Source organism: Thermofilum pendens Hrk 5 (assembly GCF_000015225.1).
GTDB lineage: Archaea > Thermoproteota > Thermoprotei > Thermofilales > Thermofilaceae > Thermofilum > Thermofilum pendens.
The window spans coordinates 523,967-543,376 of record NC_008698.1; the positions used below are offsets into that span (position 1 = coordinate 523,967).

Below are 19,410 nucleotides of genomic sequence, written 5' to 3' on the forward strand. Positions count from 1 at the left end.
GAATTTTTCTAAAGCTTAAAACGAAGCAAGCCTTTCCTTCGTCGGAGGTAGTTTTTTAGCCTACCGTTTTCTGAGATGCTTTTGGGTGTCTAGTTGGTCAGGGAGGAGATGAAAGCCCTCTATAAGTCTCTGTGTCCTAATTGCCACGGAGATATAAGTGACTTTAGGTTGGAGAAAAGGCTTCCATGCAGGCAATGTCTTCCCGAAAAGGATGCGGAGCTCTTCCTGTCCAGCGAGACGAGTAGAGCCCCCGACCCATTTTTCGAGCATTTGGAGCGGCTCGTAAAGGTTCTAGGCAAGTCTGGCAAGCTTCTTCACTTGGAAGAACTGTACTCTGTGGAAAGGGATCTCGCCGATTTCCAGGCGTTCTTTCGTAAAGCTGTGGGGAGCCGTCCCTGGAGTGCTCAGAAGACGTGGGCTAGGAGGGTTTTAAGGAACACTAGCTTCGTTATACTAGCGCCTACGGGTGTCGGGAAGACCGTCTTCGGGATTGTAATGGCGTTATTCCTGGCTTCTAGGGGTAAAAAGTCCTACATTGTTCTACCCACGACTACGCTCGCGCAACAGGTCTTCGAAAAGGCTACTCTATTCGCGAGAAAGGTCGCAGTAAACGAGGGAGGCATAGTGGTCTACCACGGAGGTCTACCCCAGTCCAAGAAGGAGGAGGTTCTCTCAAGGGTGTCGGGCGGGGACTTTTCCGTGCTTATAACTACTTCCCAGTTTCTTTCGAGAAACTTCGACAAGCTCGAGAGAGTAAGATTCGACTTCGTGTTCGTCGACGACGTCGACAGCATAATAAAATCGTCTAAAAACATAGATAGGATCCTCCGGCTTCTAGGATTCACCCAAGACGAGATAAGCGTTGCTCTGGAGATAATAAGGGAGCGCGTAAGGCTGGCTCGTAGGCTCAGGAACGGTGCCTCGACGTCGGACGTTTACGAAAGGCTGGAGGAGCTCAGGCGTAAGCTAGCCGAGTACACCGGCAAGGGCGGTCCTCGTGGCGTACTTGTAGTGTCCACGGCTACCGGTAGACCCCGCGGTCTAAGGATAAGGCTGTTCCGAGAGCTTTTAGGCTTCGAGATTGGAAGCCGGGGGGAACTCTTTAGGAACGTCGTCGACACCTATGTTGTCGTTGACCGCGACGAGGAAGTTGTAAGGCAAGTAGCTACGTTGGCGTCGAGGCTCGGGAGGGGCGGGCTTGTATTCGCCCCGGCAGGCACGGGGGAGGAGTTTCTGGAAAGCCTTGCTGAAGCCTTGGAGAAAAGCGGGTTGAGGGTGGGAAGGTTCTACGGTAATCACAACAAGAGAAAGCTTCTCGAGGAGTTTTCAGGCGGTAACCTGGACGTACTGGTTGGGGTCGCGAGCTACTACGGTACTCTCGTGAGGGGGCTCGACCTGCCTCACGTCGTGAGGTACGCTATATTCGCCGGCATCCCCCACTTCAAGTTCTCGATAAAGTTGGAGGACGTGCCACCCTTAAGGTTGTTGCAGATAGCTTCAAACGTCAGGGTGGTGGCAAGCAGGGATGACCAGGCCGTTATAGACAGGCTGGTAGCCTACGTGCGAAACTGGCTACAGAACATGGAGCCTGGAGAGTACATGGCCCTGACCCAGTGCTTATCGGAGGGTTCTTGTCACGAGAAGTACAGCAGGCTCGTTGAAAGCATCAACCACCTCCGATCGATAGTAGAGAAGTACCTTTCCTCCAAGGAGTACCTGGAGAGGTTGTCGAAGGAGACCTCGCTTACCGTTGTAAGCGAGGATGGACAGCTTAAGCTATTGCTCCCGGACGTGTTAACGTACATCCAGGCGTCGGGCCGAACGTCGCGTCTTTACGCGAGGGGTGTCTCGAAGGGTCTCTCGATAGTCGTTACTGGGAACGGTCTCCTCTTCGAGAAGTTCGCCAAGTTTTCTAGGCTCTACTCCTCCGATATCGAATGGAAGCCTCTAAGCGAGGTAGACCTCGACTTACTGGTGAGGGAGATAGACGAGGAAAGGGAAATCATAAGGAGGATACTCTCTGGCGAGGTAAGCGCCGAGCTAGCTGGAGACCTCGTGAAGTCCGTGCTCGTCGTAGTTGAGTCGCCGACTAAGGCTCGCACGATAGCATCCTTCTTCGGTAAGCCCAGCAGACGGCGCGTAGGCCCCCTCGTAGCCTACGATATCGCTTTCTCCGGGTACATACTGACGATAGTGGCTACCCAGGGGCATATCTTCGACCTGACGACAAACGCTTACAGCTACAACTCCTCAAAGGATCTGTACGGAGTGTTGGTGCTCGACGCGTACGGCGCTAGCAAACACTACCGATTCGTGCCAGTGTTTAACACGATTAAGCGCTGTATGAATTGCGGGGCCCAGTTCACGGAGTATGCGGTAGAGGATGTGCCTCGGCAGCATGTTCAAAAAGTAGAGGTTGAGAAGAGGTGCCCGAGATGTGGTAGCACTAACGTGTTCGACAAGGCAGAGATCGTAGAAGCGCTTAGGAAGCTAGCCAGCGAGGTCGAAGAAGTTTTCGTGGCTACGGATCCGGACACAGAAGGAGAGAAAATAGCCTGGGACGTTTACCTCTCCCTCGCCCCCTACGTCCGAGTAATAAAGCGTGTAGAGTTCCACGAGGTTACGAGGAGGGCGTTCGAAGAAGCCCTCAGAAACCCGAGGAGCATAAACGACAGGATGGTCGAAGCGCAGCTCGTAAGGAGGATAGAGGATAGGTGGTTGGGCTTCTCTCTAAGCCAGAAGCTACAGGAATGCAGGGGGCATAAGTGGCTGTCGGCGGGGAGAGTCCAAACGCCTGTACTGGGTTGGATTGTAGAGAACTCCGAGAAGGCTCGACGAAAGAAGGTCGTCTTTATACTCGAGCTCTCTAGGCGCGGCGCGGAGGGGGAGAAGCTGAGGGTGATCGTGGACAACGCTAGGCTCGACGGTCAAAGCCCAGCGGCTGTTAGCAATAAGATAAAAGAGGAAGGTGTAACCGTGAGCATAGTCTCCCGTGAGGAGAAAACGCTCCCTCCGCCTCCACCCTTCACAACGGACACTTTGCTCAGGGAAGCTAACCAGGTTTTAGGGTTAGACGTTGACAGGACTATGAGGATCGCGCAGGATCTTTTCGAGAGTGGTTTAATCACGTACCACAGGACGGATAGTACGAGGGTGTCCGACCTCGGAATAAGCGTGGCGAGAACGTACATCACGGAGAGGTTCTCTGAAGAGTACTTTGCGCCTAGAAGGTGGGGGGAAGGCGGAGCCCACGAGTGTATACGCCCCACGCGCCCACTTGATGTGGATTCGTTGATGCAGATGATAAGACAGGGTATACTGCAAGTGCAGGTGAACTTTACCAGGGACCATATACGCCTCTACGACTTGATATTCAGGCGCTTCATTGCCAGCCAAATGCCGCCGGCAAAAGTTGTCGAGGCAAAGGCTGTGGTGAAGGGTCCCTATTTCGAGAAAGAAATTACGTTTATAGAAAGTATAATCGAGAAGGCTGAAGGCTTCACGAAGATTCTTCCTCTAAGGACGCGCCAGATACCCGAAGGGAAGTACGACGTTTTGCTCTCGACGTACAAGCGCGTCTCAGAGGTTCCGCTGTATACCCAGGCGGATGTCATTAGGCTGATGAAGGAGAGAAACATAGGCCGGCCTTCCACTTACTCGAAGATCGTGAGGACGCTGTTGGATAGGAACTACGTGGTCGAGGTGAAGGGCGGTAGGCTTGTGTCCACGAGGCTCGGGAAAAAGGTCTATGAGTTTCTCAGCGTGAATTTTGGGGATGTGGTCTCGGAGAACAAAACAGCGGATGTTCTCCGCAGGATGGACGAAATAGAGGAAGGGCGAGCCGACTACCTTGATGTTCTCGCAGAGTTCTACGAAGAGGTTCAAAGTAAGGTTATCGAGAAAAATGCCGACTGTGACATTCTAACGGCTCCGAACGGTAAACACCTAGAAGACAGGTAGCTTGCCGCCCGGCGCGCTGGGGCGCCGAGAAAAGGTTCTCAGTTCTTCCCGCCAGCCTCCAAGTAGAAGAGAGAGCGCACGCGCTGCTCTCCGTGAATCCTCCTAATCACCTCTGCTACTGCTGGTGGAACGTACTGAGCCCAGTCCCCGCCCTCCGCCATTAGCCGCCTGATGCGGGTGCCCTCGTACTTCTCCCTCTCGTAGAAAGGTATGCTCTCAACCTTGAAGCCCTCCTCTTCGAACAGCATGCGCGATAAGGGGTCGTTTGTATACACCACGTCGAAACAAGGGGAAAAGCTCACTACGAGCTTAACCCAAAGCGAGTGTTGACCATCGGTATCCGGCACCACCGTTACGAGAACCCTGTCGAGTAACCCCTCCTCGCGTAGAACGGCATACACCATTTCAAGCCTCTCTCCAACGGTGAAAGGATTCCTAAGGCTGTGGGAGTACTGGGCACTACCAATAGCTAAAACTACCTCGCTCTCTCTTTCAACTATCCACTTCAACGCATTGTAATGCCCTAGGTGAAAAGGCTGGAAACGCCCCATGAAAAGCGCTCTTCTACACCGCCAGGCCATCGACATCCACCCTTACGCGGAGACAAAAAGCGACGCATTAATTCTTTACGCGGAAAAGTGGTGCGGCCGCCGGGATTTGAACCCGGGTTCTCCGCGCCTACACAGGGCTCTGCGGCGTGGAAGGCCGCCATCCTACCAGACTAGACTACGGCCGCCGGAGCCAGAAAACTCAGTACGATCTTCCTTTTAAACTTATTCTTCTCTTATGCTTGATCGCGCACCCGCAAGCAACCAACCCGAGTGCTCAAAGCTGCAGCGCCCCCTCCTCCCTTCCACGCCTCGTCATCGTCGTCCCGCGGAGACACAATTAACGGTCACCGGGCAGCGCGCGAGGAAACAAGCCAGCGGGAAAAAAAATGCTTAGCGGTACCTTTACTGAGAGCCTTCAACGTGGAAAAACGGGGACGCGCGGTGGCCAGGGTGCACGCGCGTGATGAAGAAAAAGGGTTCAGACGCGCGTTTTCAGCCCCAACCCCTAGCCTCCTCGCGTGATTGCGCGCTCTAAACCAGGGACTCGCGCGCGAGCTATCTTTCACTATGTGTAAGATTTTTATTTGGAAAACTACCTACATGATCTTGTGAGCATGCACGAACAATCTCAAAACATCGCCTATGTACTCATAAACTGCGAGATCGGGAAAGAGAAAGACGTGCTGGAACAGATAAGGAATATTCCAGGAGTTATCGAGGCACACTTGCTCTACGGAGTTTACGATATAATAGTCAAGGTGACTGGAAAAGACAACGTGGAAATCAGGGAAATGATACTGACGAAAATAAGGCGGATACCAGGAGTAAAGCGCACACTTACGATGCCCGTAGTCGAATAAACACCTAAGTTACCGGGGGAGTACTAGGGGAAAATTACTTAAAAGTTACATGTTCCCAGTACTGCGCGGGTAAACATATAAACGATAACTATTTATACCAGCGACCCCCAGCGCTGCGCGTCTCTAACACCCTTAAAGCCTCCCAGCACGGTTTATCACATGCTCAAATGTCCAAACTGTAACTCTACGGTAGTGCTCGACGGGCGAACATACGAATACGTGTGTCCCAGCTGTGGTCTTGTAATTGGGTATAAACATGAACATTCCGTACAGAAGGAAAGTTTACAAAGTAAATCTAGTAACAAAAAGGTGTTATATTCTGTGGAAGATTCCCGCGCGCTCTACGCGAGAAAAATGCTCGCAAAGCTTGGCCTCAACACATTAGCAGATGATGTTGTCAAAGAGTACCTATATGCATCACGTAAAGTCGGAGGTGGGGTTGCAGTCTTCGCCGTCGTCCTTTACTATACGTTAAGGCGTAACAATCCGAGTGTAACACTTCGGCAAGTAGTAGAAATGATTCGGGAATCGGGATCTAGGCTTACGGTGTCACGAGCCTTGAAGATGATGCATCTTCTACACGCGCGCGGCGCGCTGTGCGTTGATGACTGGAAAACGCTCGTAGAAGAGATTTCGTTCCGCCTTGGAAATTACTACAACCTAAGCCCCCTCAAACTCCGAATGTTACTTGAGGAGTATCTGTCAAGGGTGCGTCCGCACGTGGGGGGCAGGAGTAGAAGGAACATCACTGCTGCTCTCGCTTTTATCATACTGAGAAGCCTTGGTTTTAACGTGAGATATGATGTTGTTGCGGACTTGTGTAGAGTCCCGGAAAGTAGCTTGAGGAAAAACGTGGACCTGCTCGAGCTAATCCTTCTCGAAGTGTTTGACGAGAAGGTTTTCTGCTACACTTCGGAAAAAGCTCGTACAGGGGATGACCTCGAGGTAGCCTCTAAAGTTCCCGTAGATAACCCACGAGTCGTTGAGGGGGCAGTACAGCAGGGCAACTAGTGACAGCAGGTCCTCCTCTCCCTCGACGTAAACCACGATTTTTTTACCTCTGCCAATAGCGCTAGTCAACAGGTTTCTCAGGAGCTCGTAGCACTCCCTGGAGATTTCTCCCGGCCTGTTCTTGCAGGTGAACGCCTCGGCCTTCCCGGGGAGGTCCTCGACTTTCAGGTTTCTCCTCGTGTGCCCGTCCACGATGAAGAAGTCTCCCAACCCCCTTTCGCGGAACGACTTGGACACGACGTCCCCGACTAGTATCAGCGTTTTCCCGAACCTCGATGACTGCACGAGTCTCCAAGCCTTTTCCACCGAGAGTGGAGGCTCGTCGAAGAAGAGGTAGCCCCACGAGTATGAAAGCTCGCGCCTAGCGGCGGGGCTACTCGACATGCGAAGCCGGCTCCACATACACCGTTCCCCAGCGCTGGTTGAGCATTTATCTTCCACGTGAAGCGTGAGCAAGTGGCGGGCCCGCCGGGATTTGAACCCGGGGCTTCCGCTACGCCCGCACGGGCTCTGCGGCTCCGGAGGCCGCCACGCTTCCTGGCTACGCCACGGGCCCCATGACGGAGTTACTGTCCAGTAAATATAAATCCTGCGTGCGCTTATCTGCGACCGCGTGCGAATGATAAAAAATTTTTTAAATGAGTACATGCAGTAATAACTTGGTGGTTCAGGATGTCGGAACGTGCAAGTGAAATCAAGTTAGACCACATAGATAAGAAGATACTGGAAATATTACAGGATAACGCGAAGACTCCGTATGCTCAGATAGCGAGCCAGCTGGGTATATCGGAGGCGACAGTGCACCTCAGGATAAAGAAGCTGGTATCCATGGGCGTTATAAAGAGGTTCCAGGCGATAATAGACCCGGAGAAGGTTGGGCGAAAGGTTACCGCCATAATAGGGGTGATCACCGTACCCCAGAAGTACTCCCAAGTGCTTAAGGAGCTCGAAAAAATGCCGGAAATAGTAGAGATATACGATGTCGCAGGCGAGTATTCGACCATCCTCAAGGTTAGAGTGAAAAACAAGGAAGACCTCGCCTCCCTACTTGACGAGATAGGAAAAATAGACGGCGTCGAGAGCACAAAGACCATGTACGTGCTGAGAGTAATAAAGGAAGATACGAGAATCAAGGTCGACTAGCCCCCGGAAAGTGGTGGGGCCGCCGGGATTTGAACCCGGGATTCGGCGCCCGGGGGTTTATCCCGGGCTCCACCTGGGCTCTTGTCTTCGAGATCCCGAATCCTGCGAGTTTTTGCCTCGTGCCAGGCATCCTACCAGGCTGGACTACGGCCCCAAAGCAAGCACAAATAAGCCACGGGGATTTAAAAACTTTCGTATATCGTGCGCGTTTGGAGGTGTACGCATGTTGTGGTGGAGAAGAAAAAAGGAAGGTTTTAGACGTATGTTTTGAGCTCCAACTCTGCTCTCATCTTCTTCAAAGCACTTTCACCCATTTCATCGCCGCTCTCTTCGCCTCCCCCTCGGCGTTGCTTTTTGCATGCGCCGCGCTCAGCGCGAAGAGCAATCTCCTCGGCACCTGGGGGCGTCGCGCGCCGCTACTGCATCGCCGAGAACATCAACCCTCATCCATACCACTGTTCCTCCTCACCTCGGTCTCAACGTACTCCTCGCCTACGTACATCGCCGAGGTGCCCGGCCTCCTCTTTACGTGCACCAAAAAGGGCTTGCAAAGGACTGTGCTGTTATTGTTTTTGCTCCACTGCTTTCTTTATAGCCTCGAAGAGGGTTGACGAAGCCTTTAACGCCATGTCTCGAGCTCGGAGAACCTCGTCTGGCCTGAAGGATCCCTCTCCGCTTTTCTGTATTGCGCAGATCTCGCCTCTCTCCGTGATGCCGAAGGTTATCTTTGCGTCGGCTGTGAGTTCCTCTTCGAGAGTTGGGTCTACTACTAGGTACTCGCCTATCTTGGCAACGGTTACATAGACGACCAGCGTGTTGATGGGTAGGGGGTCTTTCTCGTCGAGAACAGCGATCTTATTTTCCTGGACGGAGGTTCGGGGGAGCTTTGTGTCTAGTAGGGCGAGTAGCGCTGCAAGTCCTGCTGCATCTACAAGGTTTCCATCGTGGTCGAGGGGGTATATGTCTATGTAGAGAGTCCAGCACTTCGCGGAGGGTATTATGGAGAGCTTTGCCAAGTCTACGACTTTCGCACTCCTAAACCCTCTGTCCACGACTCTCGCCAGTTCAATGTCCTCCTCTCCGGGGGGTCCCGGTTCGAAAAACGGGGAAGCCACGGGAGACAGCTCGGCGTTGACTATTTGTACTCCCTCGTTCGGTGCGTCGGGAAACGGGGTCCCTATAGCCAGCTTAACTCCGGCAATCACCTGGGTTGAGCCGAGGAATACTCTTGCCGAGCCGTCAGCTTTGCCTATAATACCCTTCTCGAGCCTTATCTCCCTGTACTGGTCCGCTTTCCTACCGTCGAGCCTTTCGCCCTTAGCAAGGGAGGCCAGTATAACCTCCTTTTTCACGGAAGGAACGAATGTTCGAGCCTCAGCCACTATTCCTCCACCTCTTTCACAGACTCGTACTTGGTCTTAAGCGCGCGCACCTGTTCAGCATAAATCTTTTGGAAGGCTTTCTGCGCCAGCCTCAACGCTTCCTCGATCTCTTGCGGGGTGAACACTCCGTCCGCCTGCAGGAGCGTTATTTCCCCGCGCTGAGGCATCATAGCTATCGGCATATCTCCATCTCCGTACTGGTCTTCAATACCGTTGATGTCGAGGACGAGGACGTTTCCTATTTTTCCAACTGCTATTGCCGCTACGAGGTCCCGCATTGCTATACCGGCGTCAGCGAGAGCCACAGATCCCGCTATTATACTCGCAGTCCTTGTTCCACCGTCTGCCTCGAGTATGTGGATGTAGACCTCGATGGATGTTCTCGGGTATTCGTTGAGGAAGACTGCCGGAGCAAGAGCCTCCCTAATTACTTTCGATAGCTCTATCTCCCTCCTCGAAGGCTGAGGACTTTTCCTTTCGGCCACGGAGAACGGGAGCATGCTGTACCTGCACTTAAGTATCGCTCTGTCAGGAAGGGCTTCGTGCCTGGGCATAGGCTCCCTGGGTCCATACACCGCGGCTAGGACCTTGTTATTCCCCAGCTCCACGTAAGCGGATCCATCGGCGTTCTTTAGCACGCCTGCCTCTACGCGCAAGGGTCGCATTTCATCAGGTAGGCGTCCATCTACTCGTCTACCGTTTTCGTCTATAAGCCGTTCCGGTGCTCCTCGCTTCATGATCTCAACCTCTCTTCTATAAACTGCTTTATCCTATCGGTTAAACCTGTTGTATGCGCCTCCGCCTCTATCTTCCTAACAGCGAGAACGGCTATTTCGACCCTCTGGGGATCGTCGCCCACAACGACTATCCTTCCGTTCTGTCCCACTATCAGCTTCACGCCGAGGAGGTCTTCGATCATGGAGACCATGGAGCCCCTCCTACCTATAACCCTGGGTACTTTTTGAGGCGGAATTTCTACGAGAGTTCCCCGGGGTATTTTCCCGAGCCTTGACTCTTTAATCGTGAGAACAGGGTCTTTGCTGAGATCGAAGGACACTATCTTCGCCAGTATCAGGTCGCCCACGTCGAGTATCCTGGAAAGCTCGTTTCTCGAGATGGTGACTGGTCTGCTGGTAACCTCCGAGACTGGTAGGACAGCCACATACGGAGAGTTTATGTCGACCTCCCAGCTAGTGAACCCTATATCGACAACTTTCCCCACGACGATGTGTCCCTCTACCGGGAAGTATTTCCCCTTAAGGGGAATGACCTTAACGACACGGTTCTCCTCGTCCACCGTAACTACTCCCAGCACCTTCGAGTAGTACTTCCTGCCCACCCTGAAGACTTGCCCCTCTACCCTAAACCTGCCCTGTTCGCCGACAAATTCTCCTGGCGCAACAATCTGCCTATCCTTAACGTGTATGGTCACAGCACCACCTCTCAAACGGGCTCCATACGTATGAGCTTCACGTCCCCCGAACCTTTAGTCAGAGACGCTACTTTCTCAACTATGCTGGACTGTAGCCCTGCTGGGACTTCTATCTCCAAGTCCAGCGAACCGTCGCTTCTGTAGTTTTCCCTTAGGACCTTCCCCATCTTGCTCACAGCATGGTAAGCTTTACCCACGTAGGCGGCCGGTATGTAGACAGCCATTATAGCCTTCATTATCTTCATTGGGAGGGTCATTCTAAGCGCTTTAATCACGTCAGGTACCTGTAACTCTGCCGGCTTGAAGGGGTCGATGCTCACCCTTGCTTCTTCGAGGGCTAGCTCGATACGCTTAGCCGGGATGGGGGCGTTTGTCCGCGGGTCTACAGCGTTCCTGGAGATAAGCTCTATTATTTGTCTCTTCTTCTGCTCTATGAGCTCTCTTCTCTGCTCCGTTGTGAGAAGCAACTCTCCTTGCTTGAGAATTATCTCTGCAACAGAGTAAATGTTGTCGGTGCCGAACACTTTCTTCAGCTCCGACTCGGAGGCCTTTAACCCCCTATTAGCGTCGTAGTAAATGAATTCTCCCTCCATTATTTCCCTCACGTTCAGTTTCTCTCCGTTCTTGTAGAGCCAAGCCTTTTCAACGTCCACTATTATCTCGTACCTCTTGCCGCCCCGCTCTAGCCTAGCTATGCTTAGCCTCCTCTTACCCGACATGATGCCTCACAAACATAGAACTAACCTAACTTATTTAAAAACAAATGTTTCGCGCGCGCTACGTCACGTTCAACGTAGTTTCTCGAAAAGTTTCGCCAGCTCCTCGGTAGAGAAGATTTTGAACTCCTTCGTGTAGACATCGATCCGGGCAAGCTCGATGTTTTCCGGTGTGAAGCCGTCTTCCATTGCCTCCTTAAGCCCTCTCAAGGCTAGTAGCGTAGCTTCTTCGATTTTTATGTCGTCGTGGTACTCCTTCACAAACAAGTCTAGGGCTTTCTGGGCACCCGCACCTATCGCGCGGGCCTTGCACCTCAGGTATGTACCGCCGGGATCCGTTTGGATGAGGTGGGGTCCCTTTCGGTCAACGCCTGCGAAAAGGAAAGCTACCCCGAAGGGGCGCACACCGCCGTGCTGCGTGTACACCTGTTTTATGTCGCATATCCTTTTCACAAGCAACTCTATCGGTATCGGCTCACCGTACACAAGCCTGTGGGACTGCGCGTATATCCTCGCCTGGTCTATCAAGACCCGGGCATCACCGAAGAGCCCGGCAAACGCGACGCCGACATGGCTATCTATCTTCTTTATCTTCTCGGTGCCCTCTACTAGAGGCGAAGCGCTCCTCTTTTCAACAGCCAGCACAACGCCGTCAACAGCCTTAACGCCGAGCGCGGTCATACCGCGCTTTACAGCCTCAAAGGCGTACTCAACCTGGTACAGCCTGCCCTCAGGACTGAATATCGTGATGGCTCTATCGTAACCAGCCATAGGAGCAGCCGGAAACATACTGCACCCCCGAAGTTGGAATCTTGGGCAGTTATAAAAGCTTCGCGCGCAACGGCGATACTCCTGGTCTTTGCATAGTTCGGGCTTTTCGTAGCAAAGCTCCGGGTGGCACTCCCCGGGGTTTCTAGCGCAGTACTCGTCTCAGTAGACCTCCTCCCCTCCCTCCTTGGCTTCCTTCAGGTCGAAGTCGGGCTTCATTACCAAGTTGTCCCAGTCGTAGTAGTTCTATGTACTCGACCTCGTACAGCGCGCGTCGAGAAACTGGGGGTCAGGGCGTTAAAAGTAGGAAACCACCGGGAAGGGTGTCTAGCTTTCTCCTTCCTTTTGCATGCTTGAGCCCAGTCGAAAAGTTTAAGAGAACAGAAGTAGTAGAGGTAGAGGAGGCCTCGGTGGTGTAGCCTGGGAACACGTCGGCCTGTGGAGCCGAAGAGGCGCCGTGAGCGGCGCGCGCGGAAACCCCGGGTTCAAATCCCGGCCGAGGCCCCAAATCCTTGTTGTCTTCTCTCCTAAGATTTTACAGGGGTTGCACTGGAAGCCAGTCTCCGTTCTCTTTCGCGCACCAGTCAAGCGCGGCACGGGCGCCAGTAAGCTCGCGTAAAGTAAAGAATAAAAGTGGAGTAGACGTTATCTTTTTAGGCCGGGGTGGCCGAGCGGACCAAGGCGGTGGACACTTGGAGCCACACTCGAGATCTGTCCGCGAGGCATCCACTGCCCGTTAAGGGTGCCCGGGTTCGAATCCCGGCCCCGGCGCCATTCTCTGCCTTCAAGTGTTTCGTGAAAAGGTCTTAAAACCCCGAGTATCTATTGTGTGCGTGGTCAGGAAGAGCATCATCGTAATGCTAGGCCCGGCTGGCTCCGGGAAGACTTCTCTCGTAGCGTCGCTAGGTAAGTGGATAGAGAAGAAGCAACTAGTACCCGTGCTGTACGTGAACCTGGATCCCGGAGCCCCCTACACGCCATACGCCGCGGAGGTAAACATCCGGGAATACGTTAAGGTTGAAGACGTGATGGCTAGGGAGAAGCTGGGGCCGAACGGGGCGTTAATAAGGAGTATTGAGCTCGCCAGAGAGTACCTGCCGGAAATCGTGGAACGGATAGGTAGATCTCCCAAGCCTTACGTCCTCGTCGATACGCCGGGGCAGATGGAGCTCTTTCTTTTCAGAGACCTGGGTGTAGAATTCGTAGAGGCTATGCGGAGAGTGGGCTACATTATAGGTGTACTCATCTTTGACCACCTTCTCGCCGCGCGCCCCCAGGACGTGGTCTCATTGAGGCTGTTGGCGACAATCGTTCAGCTCAGGCTGGGAGTCGACGTGATACCGGTGATCAACAAGAGCGACGTGTCCTCCGAGACCAGGGAAAGGCTTAGCCGGGCACTGTCGGACTCTTCCTCTCTCCTGGAGGAGCTAAAGTCGGAGAGAGGACTGCTCGGGGAGATGTCCGAGAAAGTGGTTGGCGTGCTGGACGAGTACAGGTTCGCGACAAGGGTGCCTCTTGTCAGTGCGTTAACGTGGGAAGGGCTTGAAGAGCTCTACGACATGCTCCACGAGATCTTCTGCGCGTGCGGAGACCTAACGTAGGGCTTCGCGCCGCTACCCGCCTATAACCGCGCTTATCACGATATCAGAGAGCAAGCCTTCCTCGACGTTCTTTAGGGGCACTCCGAGAGCCACAACTTTCGTCCTACCGTACCTGCCGAGGCTTATAACCCTGGCATTTATTATGCCAGCCATGTCGAGCTCATTGAGTATGTCCGTTATCCTCCTGCTGGTAACGGGCTCTATGCCCACCTTCGTCACGAGCTCCTTGTACTTGTCGTAGATAAGCCCCGTGGTTATAGTCTTCGCGCCCCCCTCCTTCGTTAAAAGGTAGATAGACGCGAGAACAAGCTTGACGTGGAGGGGCATAGTCTTTATGACGTCCACGGTGAGGTTCTTTTCTATTTCGTTCCTAGCCTTGTCCACGTGGGCCTCTGTGACCTCGGAGGCGCGCTCGCGCTCCGCTATGTCCGCAGCCTTCAAAAGAATGTCGAGGGCCAGCCTGCAGTCACCGTTCTGCCTCGCGGCTATCGCCGCAACCTTCTTTATCACGGCGTCGCTGACTACGCCCTCGTGGAAAGCCTCCTTAGCCCTCCTGCGGAGGATGTCTTCCAGCTGTATCGCGTTGTAAGGCGGGAACACCAGTTCCTCCTCCCCTAGGCTACTCTTCACCCTAGCATCGAGGAACTCCGTGAACTTCAAATCGTTCGTTATCCCAATGACGCTGACCCTCGTGTTCGTCAACTGCTCGTTTACGCGGGTAAGGTAGTATAGGACGTCGTCGCCGTTCCTCTTCACGAGGTTATCCACCTCGTCCAACACTACTATCAGTATCCTGTGCTTCCTGTCGAGAGCCTGAGTTATTCTCTTCATAACTTCTCCGAGCGCGAGCCCCGTGAAGGGTATCTTCACGCCCAAGAACTTGCCGAGCTCTGCGAGCACCCTGTAGCTAGTGTTGTTTTGCCGGCAATTTATGTAGACGTACTCTATGCGCCCTCCTCCCTTCTCGGCAAGCCTCCTTAAGACGTACTTCGTAACGGCAGTCTTACCGGTACCCGTTAACCCGTAGATAAACACGTTGGACGGCCTGCTACCACTCAAAGCGGGAGCCAGCGTTAAGGCAAGGCGCTTTATCTGCTCGTCTCTGTGCGGGAGATCCTCAGGGACATAGTCGGGTAAAAGCTTCTCTCGGGCTTTATAGATCCTTGAGCCAAGGTACTGGTCAAATATCTCCTCTAGCGACATGCAGCATCCATAGGATCCAGTAGAAGTAGAGGTTACATTAAGCAATACTTTAGAAGAGACTAAAACCCGAACGTGCTACCACAGTCTTACAGATGTACAAAGCACACGTAGAATCATACCAACTGCTAGCCGCCACGCAGAGAACAGGGGATGGTGCCCCGGCCGGGATTTGAACCCGGGATATCCGCGCCCGCCGTCGCACGGGCTCCTCGGCTCGAAAGGCCGATATCCTCTCAACCCCCTGCAGGTTGACCGGGCTAGACGACCGGGGCTACGCACCTAAAACGTCGAAGAACCAGTTATATGTTTTTCTCTTAGCACGCGAAATTTTAATATCAAGGGGTTTGTTATAGTCTAACGCGCGGCCGGGGTGGCCGAGCGGACCAAGGCGATGGCCTGGAGAGCCATTACCCGTTAAGGGTGCCCGGGTTCGAATCCCGGCCCCGGCGCCATTCTCCGATCACACTTGACGCAGATACAACTAGAAGTTGTTTTACGTTGAAAACGCCTTATTCTTGTGTGGAGGCCGCATCATCAACTTAGATGCTTCGTCTAAAAGATCATGGAAACTAGAGGCGCGCCCCCCTTTGAACCACCGTCCTCGGGGTTTCTCCCGCGAACGTTATGAGCCCCGCGGGATACCTGGCTTCCCCACCCCGCTTGTCCTCTGGTAGCGGGGGGTGGACTTTCCGGGGGCGCGCCTCACGTGAATATTTCTGCCTCTCTATATGAATTTTTCGCACGCATAAGTTCTTATTGGAAAAATTATCCAGAAAGCAGGGAAATTTATCTAACCTCTGGATAACTTTCACGATATTTTCGCTGTTACTCCCGCTATGGTCTGTATTCCCAGTTCCACATTTCCTGGGCCAGCTTTCCATCGTAGAGGTAGAGGTGCATCTTTTTCTCAGCGTCTTTCACGCGCGCTCTGTGGCGCTCAAGGAAGGAATTAATACGCTCTACAAGCTCCGCTTTACATTCTCCGCAGAGAAGTTTACCGGTCCTGCAGGCATGGTATCTTTCCAAGAGCTTCTTGTCGTCATCCTCGAATAGGACAGAGTACCAGTGAAACACCGTACACACTTCGGGGACGCCTCCAAGCCTCCTCTGCTCCTCCACTGTTGCTCTTCCACCAGTGTACGCGTTAATTATTTTTCGCTTCACAGTTTCAGGAGGGTCGCTGAGCAGTATGGCGGTATCTGGTTCTGAGGCAGACATTTTCGTCTCAGGACCTTTAAGACCCCAGACAAGCTTTGAAAGAACCTCGGCAGCCTTGTACCTGTTTAGCCTGGGCGCTATATCTCTTTGAAGTCTGAAGTAGGGATCCTGGTCGATCCCGCAGGGGATTAGAGGTCTCTTTTTTTCGAAGAAGGTAGGTACTATTTGAAGCGCGGGGTAGAATATTAGTCCTATTGTACTCTCGTTGTCGAAGCCGAAGACGGCTCGCGCTGTTGAGAAGTTTATGTGCCGAGCTACGAGGACTGCGGGTTTGTAGAGTTTTGATATGTACTCGGTATCTCTGAATATGAATGTTTTATTCTCGTCGAAGCCGAGAGCAATTATGTTTAGGATGTCTTGCACCGCGTATTTTTCGATTTCTTCGAGGGTTTCGACTTTCTTTGCGAGGAACTTTTCCTCGTCGGGTATTTGTATGTAGACGTTTGCCCCGAATTTCTCTTGGAACCATCTAGTGGCTATGAAGGGTACTATGTGGGCGATGTGCATAGGGGAGTTGCTGGGCGCTCTACCCGTGTAGAGGAAAAACCCTCTCCCCTCTTCGTAGTCGTTGAGCACGAGGTTTAGGTCTCTGTGCGCGAAGAAGAAGTTTCTCCTGAGTAGAGGGTGAAGTCCGCCGGCAATCCTCTCTATTCTGCTTAGAAGTTCTTCTCCAAGCTTTTCTACGCCGAATTCCTGGATCAACTTGTCGTAGTCTATCTTGCCTTTTGCCTCCCAAGGTGTGACGCTGAAATCTCCTTCTCTAAAGCCTTCGCTCATACCCCTTAATGATCTTTTCAGGGGTAAAATGCTTGTCGCAACGTCCCCCTGCGCCCCCTCTTCTTCTCCCCTTTCGGGGATTGCTCAGTCATCGGGGACGCGAAAATCTCCTGGATTTTCGGGGATAAAAAATCTAGCGTCCACCCGGAGCTCCTCACGCATATCTCAACACATTGCTGCAGTTTTCTCATTGGAGATGCTTGGTGCACGTCGGTGTACGCGTATACGACGTAATTAATAGGGCTATTTCAGAAACCTTTTTTAATTGCGCAAGCTTCTTCCACACGACACGGGTATGAGTGATAAAAGCACTAAGATAGTTTTGTGGTTCGAGGAGCTGAGAAAGGAGGACGTGCCGATAGTGGGAGGAAAGAACGCGAACCTGGGAGAGATGCTCAATGCGGGCATACCGGTTCCTCCTGGCTTCGCCGTTACCGCATATGCCTATAAGAGGTTCATAGAGGAGACGGGTATACGGGATAAGATCTACGAGATAATAAGGACTAGGGTTGGCAAGGGAGCGGCGAAACCGGAGGACTACATGGAGGCTAGCAAGGAGATTCGCGCCTTGATCGAAAGTGTACCGATGCCGAAGGATATAGAGGAGGAGATCCGCAGAGCGTACAGGGAGCTGTGTAGGAGGGTCGGCAAAAAAGAGGAGTTTGTTGCGGTGAGGAGTAGCGCTACCGCTGAGGACCTTCCGGACGCCAGCTTTGCGGGCCAGCAGGAGACTTACCTCAACGTGAAAGGCGAGGACGAGGTGATAGAGAAGGTTAGGAAGTGCTGGTCCAGCCTCTTCACGCCGAGGGCTATATTCTACAGGGAGAGCAAGGGCTTTGCCCATGAGAAGGTGCTTATAAGCGTAGCTGTGCAGAAGATGGTTAACTCCCGCACGGCAGGTGTAATGTTTACTTTGCACCCGGTCACGGGCGATAGGGATAAAATCGTCATAGAGGGACACTGGGGGCTCGGGGAAGCCGTTGTCAGCGGCAAGGTTACGCCGGATGAGTGGATAGTCGACAAGAAGACCATGAAGATAATTGCCAGGAATATTGTGGAGAAGCGTGTAGAGCTTGTAAGAGACCCCGTCACCGGGCGCACCGTTGAGCGCGAGATAGAGCCGGAGAGGAGGAACGCGCCATCCCTAACGGACGAGGAGGTTTTAAGGCTTGCAGAGCTCGCCGTGAAGATCGAGAACCACTACGGAAGGCCGATGGACATTGAATGGGCCGTCGATAGGGACCTTAAGTTCCCAGAAAGCGTGTTCATAGTTCAGGCACGTCCCGAGACTGTGTGGAGCAGGAAGGAGGCGCAGCCAACCGGGGAGTCTGTAAAGAGCGTTGCGGAGGCTAAGGCTGTGCTTAAAGGTCTCCCGGCTAGCCCCGGCGTGGCTTACGGAAAGGCGAAGATTTGTCTCTCGCTTGAAGACGCTCAAAGGAAGATGCAGCCGGGCGATATCCTGGTAACTACAATGACGGACCCGGACTGGGTTCCATACATGAAGATGGCTGCTGCAATAGTTACCGATGAGGGAGGCATGACGGCGCACGCGGCGATTGTCGGCAGAGAGCTTGGAATACCGGTGATCGTAGGTACCCGCGAGGCGACGAAGGTCCTGGTCGACGGGAAGGACTACACTGTTGACGCGCGGGCAGGCATAGTGTACGAAGGCAGGGTCGAGGAGCTACTCGGAGCCAAGAAGGAGGAGAAAGCTGTCGCCGCGGCTCCCATCGAGATAGTGTGGAAGCCCATAACGGCTACGAAGATCTACATGAACCTGGGTGTTCCCGAGAAGATTAAGGACTACAAGGATCTCCCGTTCGACGGCATAGGCCTGATGCGCGTAGAGTTCATCATGGCCAGCTACGTTGGGGAGCACCCGCTCTACCTGCTCGAGAGCGGTAGGGGAGACGTCCTGGTAAACAAGATGGCTGAGGGAATAGCCCTCGTTGCCCGCGAGATATACCCGAGGCCCGTTGTCGTGAGGTTCAGCGACTTTAAGACGAACGAGTACCGCCAGCTCAAGGGAGGGGAGAAGTACGAGCCACAGGAGGACAACCCGATGCTGGGCTGGCGCGGCGTTAGCAGGTACATCAGCCCGCAGTACGAGAAGGCTTTCCGGCTGGAGGTTAAAGCCATAAAGAAGGTCCGGGAAGAGATGGGACTAGGCAACGTCTGGGTCATGGCTCCCTTCGTCAGGACTCTGTGGGAGGCTGAGAAGTTCGTGAAGCTACTGGCAGAGGAGGGCTTGGAGAGTAGCAGGGACTTCAAGGTGTGGGCAATGGCGGAGGTGCCGAGTATAATATTCCTGGCGGAGGAGTTTTCGAGGTACTTCGACGGCTTCTCGATAGGAAGCAACGACCTGACCCAGCTCACGCTGGGAACTGACAGGGACAGCGCGATACTTCCGAAGATTGATCCAAGGTATTTCGACGAAAGAGACCCCGCCGTGAGGACTGCGATAGCCATGCTGATAGAGAAGGCGCACAAGTCCCCCTATGGCTACAGGACAGTCTCTATATGCGGCCAGGCACCGAGCGTCTACCCGGACTTCACAGAGTTTCTCGTAAGGCAGGGCATCGACAGCATTAGCGTAAACCCGGACGTAGTAGCGAAAACGCGCGAATTAGTCGCGTCGATAGAGCGCAGAGTGATCCTGGAGAGGAGCCTAGGGATAGAGAGGTACGACGAGGATCTAGGCTGGCCTATGAGGCGAACAAGGAAAGGGCTTAGGAACATCTGGGCACGCAAGGTCGACGAAGAATTCTAGGAACAGGCAGTCCGATAG

The 19,410-nt window shown here is 53.3% G+C and carries 14 protein-coding genes, 7 tRNA genes and 1 pseudogene; 9 read left to right on the plus strand and 13 right to left on the minus strand.

All coding sequences use genetic code 11. From position 1 onward, the window contains the following. Positions 1-93 precede the first annotated feature (93 nt). The gene (rgy, locus tag TPEN_RS02970) at positions 94-3,960 is read left to right on the plus strand and encodes a reverse gyrase (RefSeq protein WP_148677908.1); all 3,867 of its coding nucleotides are present in this window, start codon (positions 94-96) and stop codon (positions 3,958-3,960) included. A 38-nt stretch (positions 3,961-3,998) separates the two neighbouring features. Here rgy and TPEN_RS02975 read toward each other — a convergent pair whose 3' ends face one another. Beyond that, the gene (locus TPEN_RS02975) at positions 3,999-4,541 is read right to left on the minus strand and encodes a nicotinamide-nucleotide adenylyltransferase (protein WP_011752246.1); all 543 of its coding nucleotides are present in this window, start codon (positions 4,539-4,541) and stop codon (positions 3,999-4,001) included. A 58-nt stretch (positions 4,542-4,599) separates the two neighbouring features. Continuing rightward, positions 4,600-4,696 (minus strand) — tRNA-Gly (locus TPEN_RS02980). Positions 4,697-5,125: 429 nt separating this feature from the next. On the opposite strand from TPEN_RS02980, the gene TPEN_RS02985 reads away from it, so the two are divergent. After that, positions 5,126-5,371, plus strand: a complete 246-nt coding sequence (locus TPEN_RS02985) for an Lrp/AsnC family transcriptional regulator (RefSeq protein WP_011752247.1) — start codon at positions 5,126-5,128, stop codon at positions 5,369-5,371. A 159-nt stretch (positions 5,372-5,530) separates the two neighbouring features. After that, positions 5,531-5,611, plus strand: a pseudogene (locus TPEN_RS10170) (TFIIB-type zinc ribbon-containing protein); the annotation flags it as partial. A gap of 627 nt (positions 5,612-6,238) precedes the next feature. Here the strand turns inward: TPEN_RS10170 and TPEN_RS10050 are convergent. Both TPEN_RS10050 and TPEN_RS02995 read right to left on the minus strand, forming a co-directional pair. Further along, a complete protein-coding gene (locus TPEN_RS10050) occupies positions 6,239-6,766 on the minus strand; it encodes a GTP-dependent dephospho-CoA kinase family protein (protein WP_011752248.1) in 528 nt (175 codons plus the stop codon). A 73-nt stretch (positions 6,767-6,839) separates the two neighbouring features. Further along, positions 6,840-6,938: transfer RNA gene (locus TPEN_RS02995), tRNA-Arg, on the minus strand. A 116-nt stretch (positions 6,939-7,054) separates the two neighbouring features. On the opposite strand from TPEN_RS02995, the gene TPEN_RS03000 reads away from it, so the two are divergent. Next, complete coding sequence (locus TPEN_RS03000; RefSeq protein ID WP_011752249.1) at positions 7,055-7,525, plus strand: Lrp/AsnC family transcriptional regulator; 471 nt, start codon at positions 7,055-7,057, stop codon at positions 7,523-7,525. Positions 7,526-7,536: 11 nt separating this feature from the next. Here the strand turns inward: TPEN_RS03000 and TPEN_RS09940 are convergent. The 6 genes from TPEN_RS09940 to psmA form a co-directional block, all read right to left on the minus strand. After that, positions 7,537-7,679: transfer RNA gene (locus tag TPEN_RS09940), tRNA-Pro, on the minus strand. A 409-nt stretch (positions 7,680-8,088) separates the two neighbouring features. Beyond that, the gene (rrp42, locus tag TPEN_RS03010; RefSeq protein WP_011752250.1) at positions 8,089-8,907 is read right to left on the minus strand and encodes an exosome complex protein Rrp42; all 819 of its coding nucleotides are present in this window, start codon (positions 8,905-8,907) and stop codon (positions 8,089-8,091) included. Then, positions 8,907-9,644, minus strand: coding sequence for an exosome complex exonuclease Rrp41 (rrp41, locus tag TPEN_RS03015; protein WP_011752251.1), 738 nt, complete (start codon positions 9,642-9,644; stop codon positions 8,907-8,909). Before rrp41 ends, rrp42 begins: the two co-directional genes overlap by 1 nt. Beyond that, complete coding sequence (rrp4, locus tag TPEN_RS03020) at positions 9,641-10,339, minus strand: exosome complex RNA-binding protein Rrp4 (RefSeq protein WP_052885074.1); 699 nt, start codon at positions 10,337-10,339, stop codon at positions 9,641-9,643. Before rrp4 ends, rrp41 begins: the two co-directional genes overlap by 4 nt. Before the next feature lie 11 nt (positions 10,340-10,350). Next, a complete protein-coding gene (locus TPEN_RS03025) occupies positions 10,351-11,058 on the minus strand; it encodes a ribosome assembly factor SBDS (protein WP_011752253.1) in 708 nt (235 codons plus the stop codon). A 69-nt stretch (positions 11,059-11,127) separates the two neighbouring features. Then, positions 11,128-11,826, minus strand: a complete 699-nt coding sequence (gene psmA, locus TPEN_RS03030) for an archaeal proteasome endopeptidase complex subunit alpha (RefSeq protein ID WP_245534178.1) — start codon at positions 11,824-11,826, stop codon at positions 11,128-11,130. Between the two features lie 401 nt (positions 11,827-12,227). On the opposite strand from psmA, the gene TPEN_RS03035 reads away from it, so the two are divergent. The 3 genes from TPEN_RS03035 to TPEN_RS03045 all read left to right on the plus strand — a co-directional run bounded on the left by TPEN_RS03035 (position 12,228) and on the right by TPEN_RS03045 (position 13,424). Next, positions 12,228-12,330, plus strand: a tRNA-His gene (locus TPEN_RS03035). Between the two features lie 150 nt (positions 12,331-12,480). Continuing rightward, positions 12,481-12,597: transfer RNA gene (locus TPEN_RS03040), tRNA-Ser, on the plus strand. Between the two features lie 59 nt (positions 12,598-12,656). After that, a complete protein-coding gene (locus TPEN_RS03045; protein WP_052885075.1) occupies positions 12,657-13,424 on the plus strand; it encodes an ATP/GTP-binding protein in 768 nt (255 codons plus the stop codon). 12 nt (positions 13,425-13,436) lie between these two features. Here TPEN_RS03045 and TPEN_RS03050 read toward each other — a convergent pair whose 3' ends face one another. Further along, on the minus strand, positions 13,437-14,627 hold the full coding sequence (locus tag TPEN_RS03050; RefSeq protein ID WP_011752256.1) for a Cdc6/Cdc18 family protein: 1,191 nt from the start codon (positions 14,625-14,627) through the stop codon (positions 13,437-13,439). 151 nt (positions 14,628-14,778) lie between these two features. After that, a tRNA-Glu gene (locus TPEN_RS09750) sits at positions 14,779-14,899 on the minus strand. Positions 14,900-14,991: 92 nt separating this feature from the next. On the opposite strand from TPEN_RS09750, the gene TPEN_RS03055 reads away from it, so the two are divergent. After that, positions 14,992-15,079 (plus strand) — tRNA-Ser (locus tag TPEN_RS03055). A 382-nt stretch (positions 15,080-15,461) separates the two neighbouring features. On the opposite strand, the gene TPEN_RS03065 is transcribed toward TPEN_RS03055, so the two are convergent. Further along, positions 15,462-16,622 carry a tryptophan--tRNA ligase gene (locus TPEN_RS03065; protein ID WP_011752257.1) on the minus strand — a complete coding sequence of 387 codons (1,161 nt, stop codon included), beginning with the start codon at positions 16,620-16,622 and terminating at the stop codon, positions 15,462-15,464. 295 nt (positions 16,623-16,917) lie between these two features. Between TPEN_RS03065 and ppsA the strand changes: the two genes are divergently transcribed. Further along, complete coding sequence (gene ppsA / locus TPEN_RS03075; RefSeq protein ID WP_011752258.1) at positions 16,918-19,392, plus strand: phosphoenolpyruvate synthase; 2,475 nt, start codon at positions 16,918-16,920, stop codon at positions 19,390-19,392. Positions 19,393-19,410: the final 18 nt, after the last annotated feature.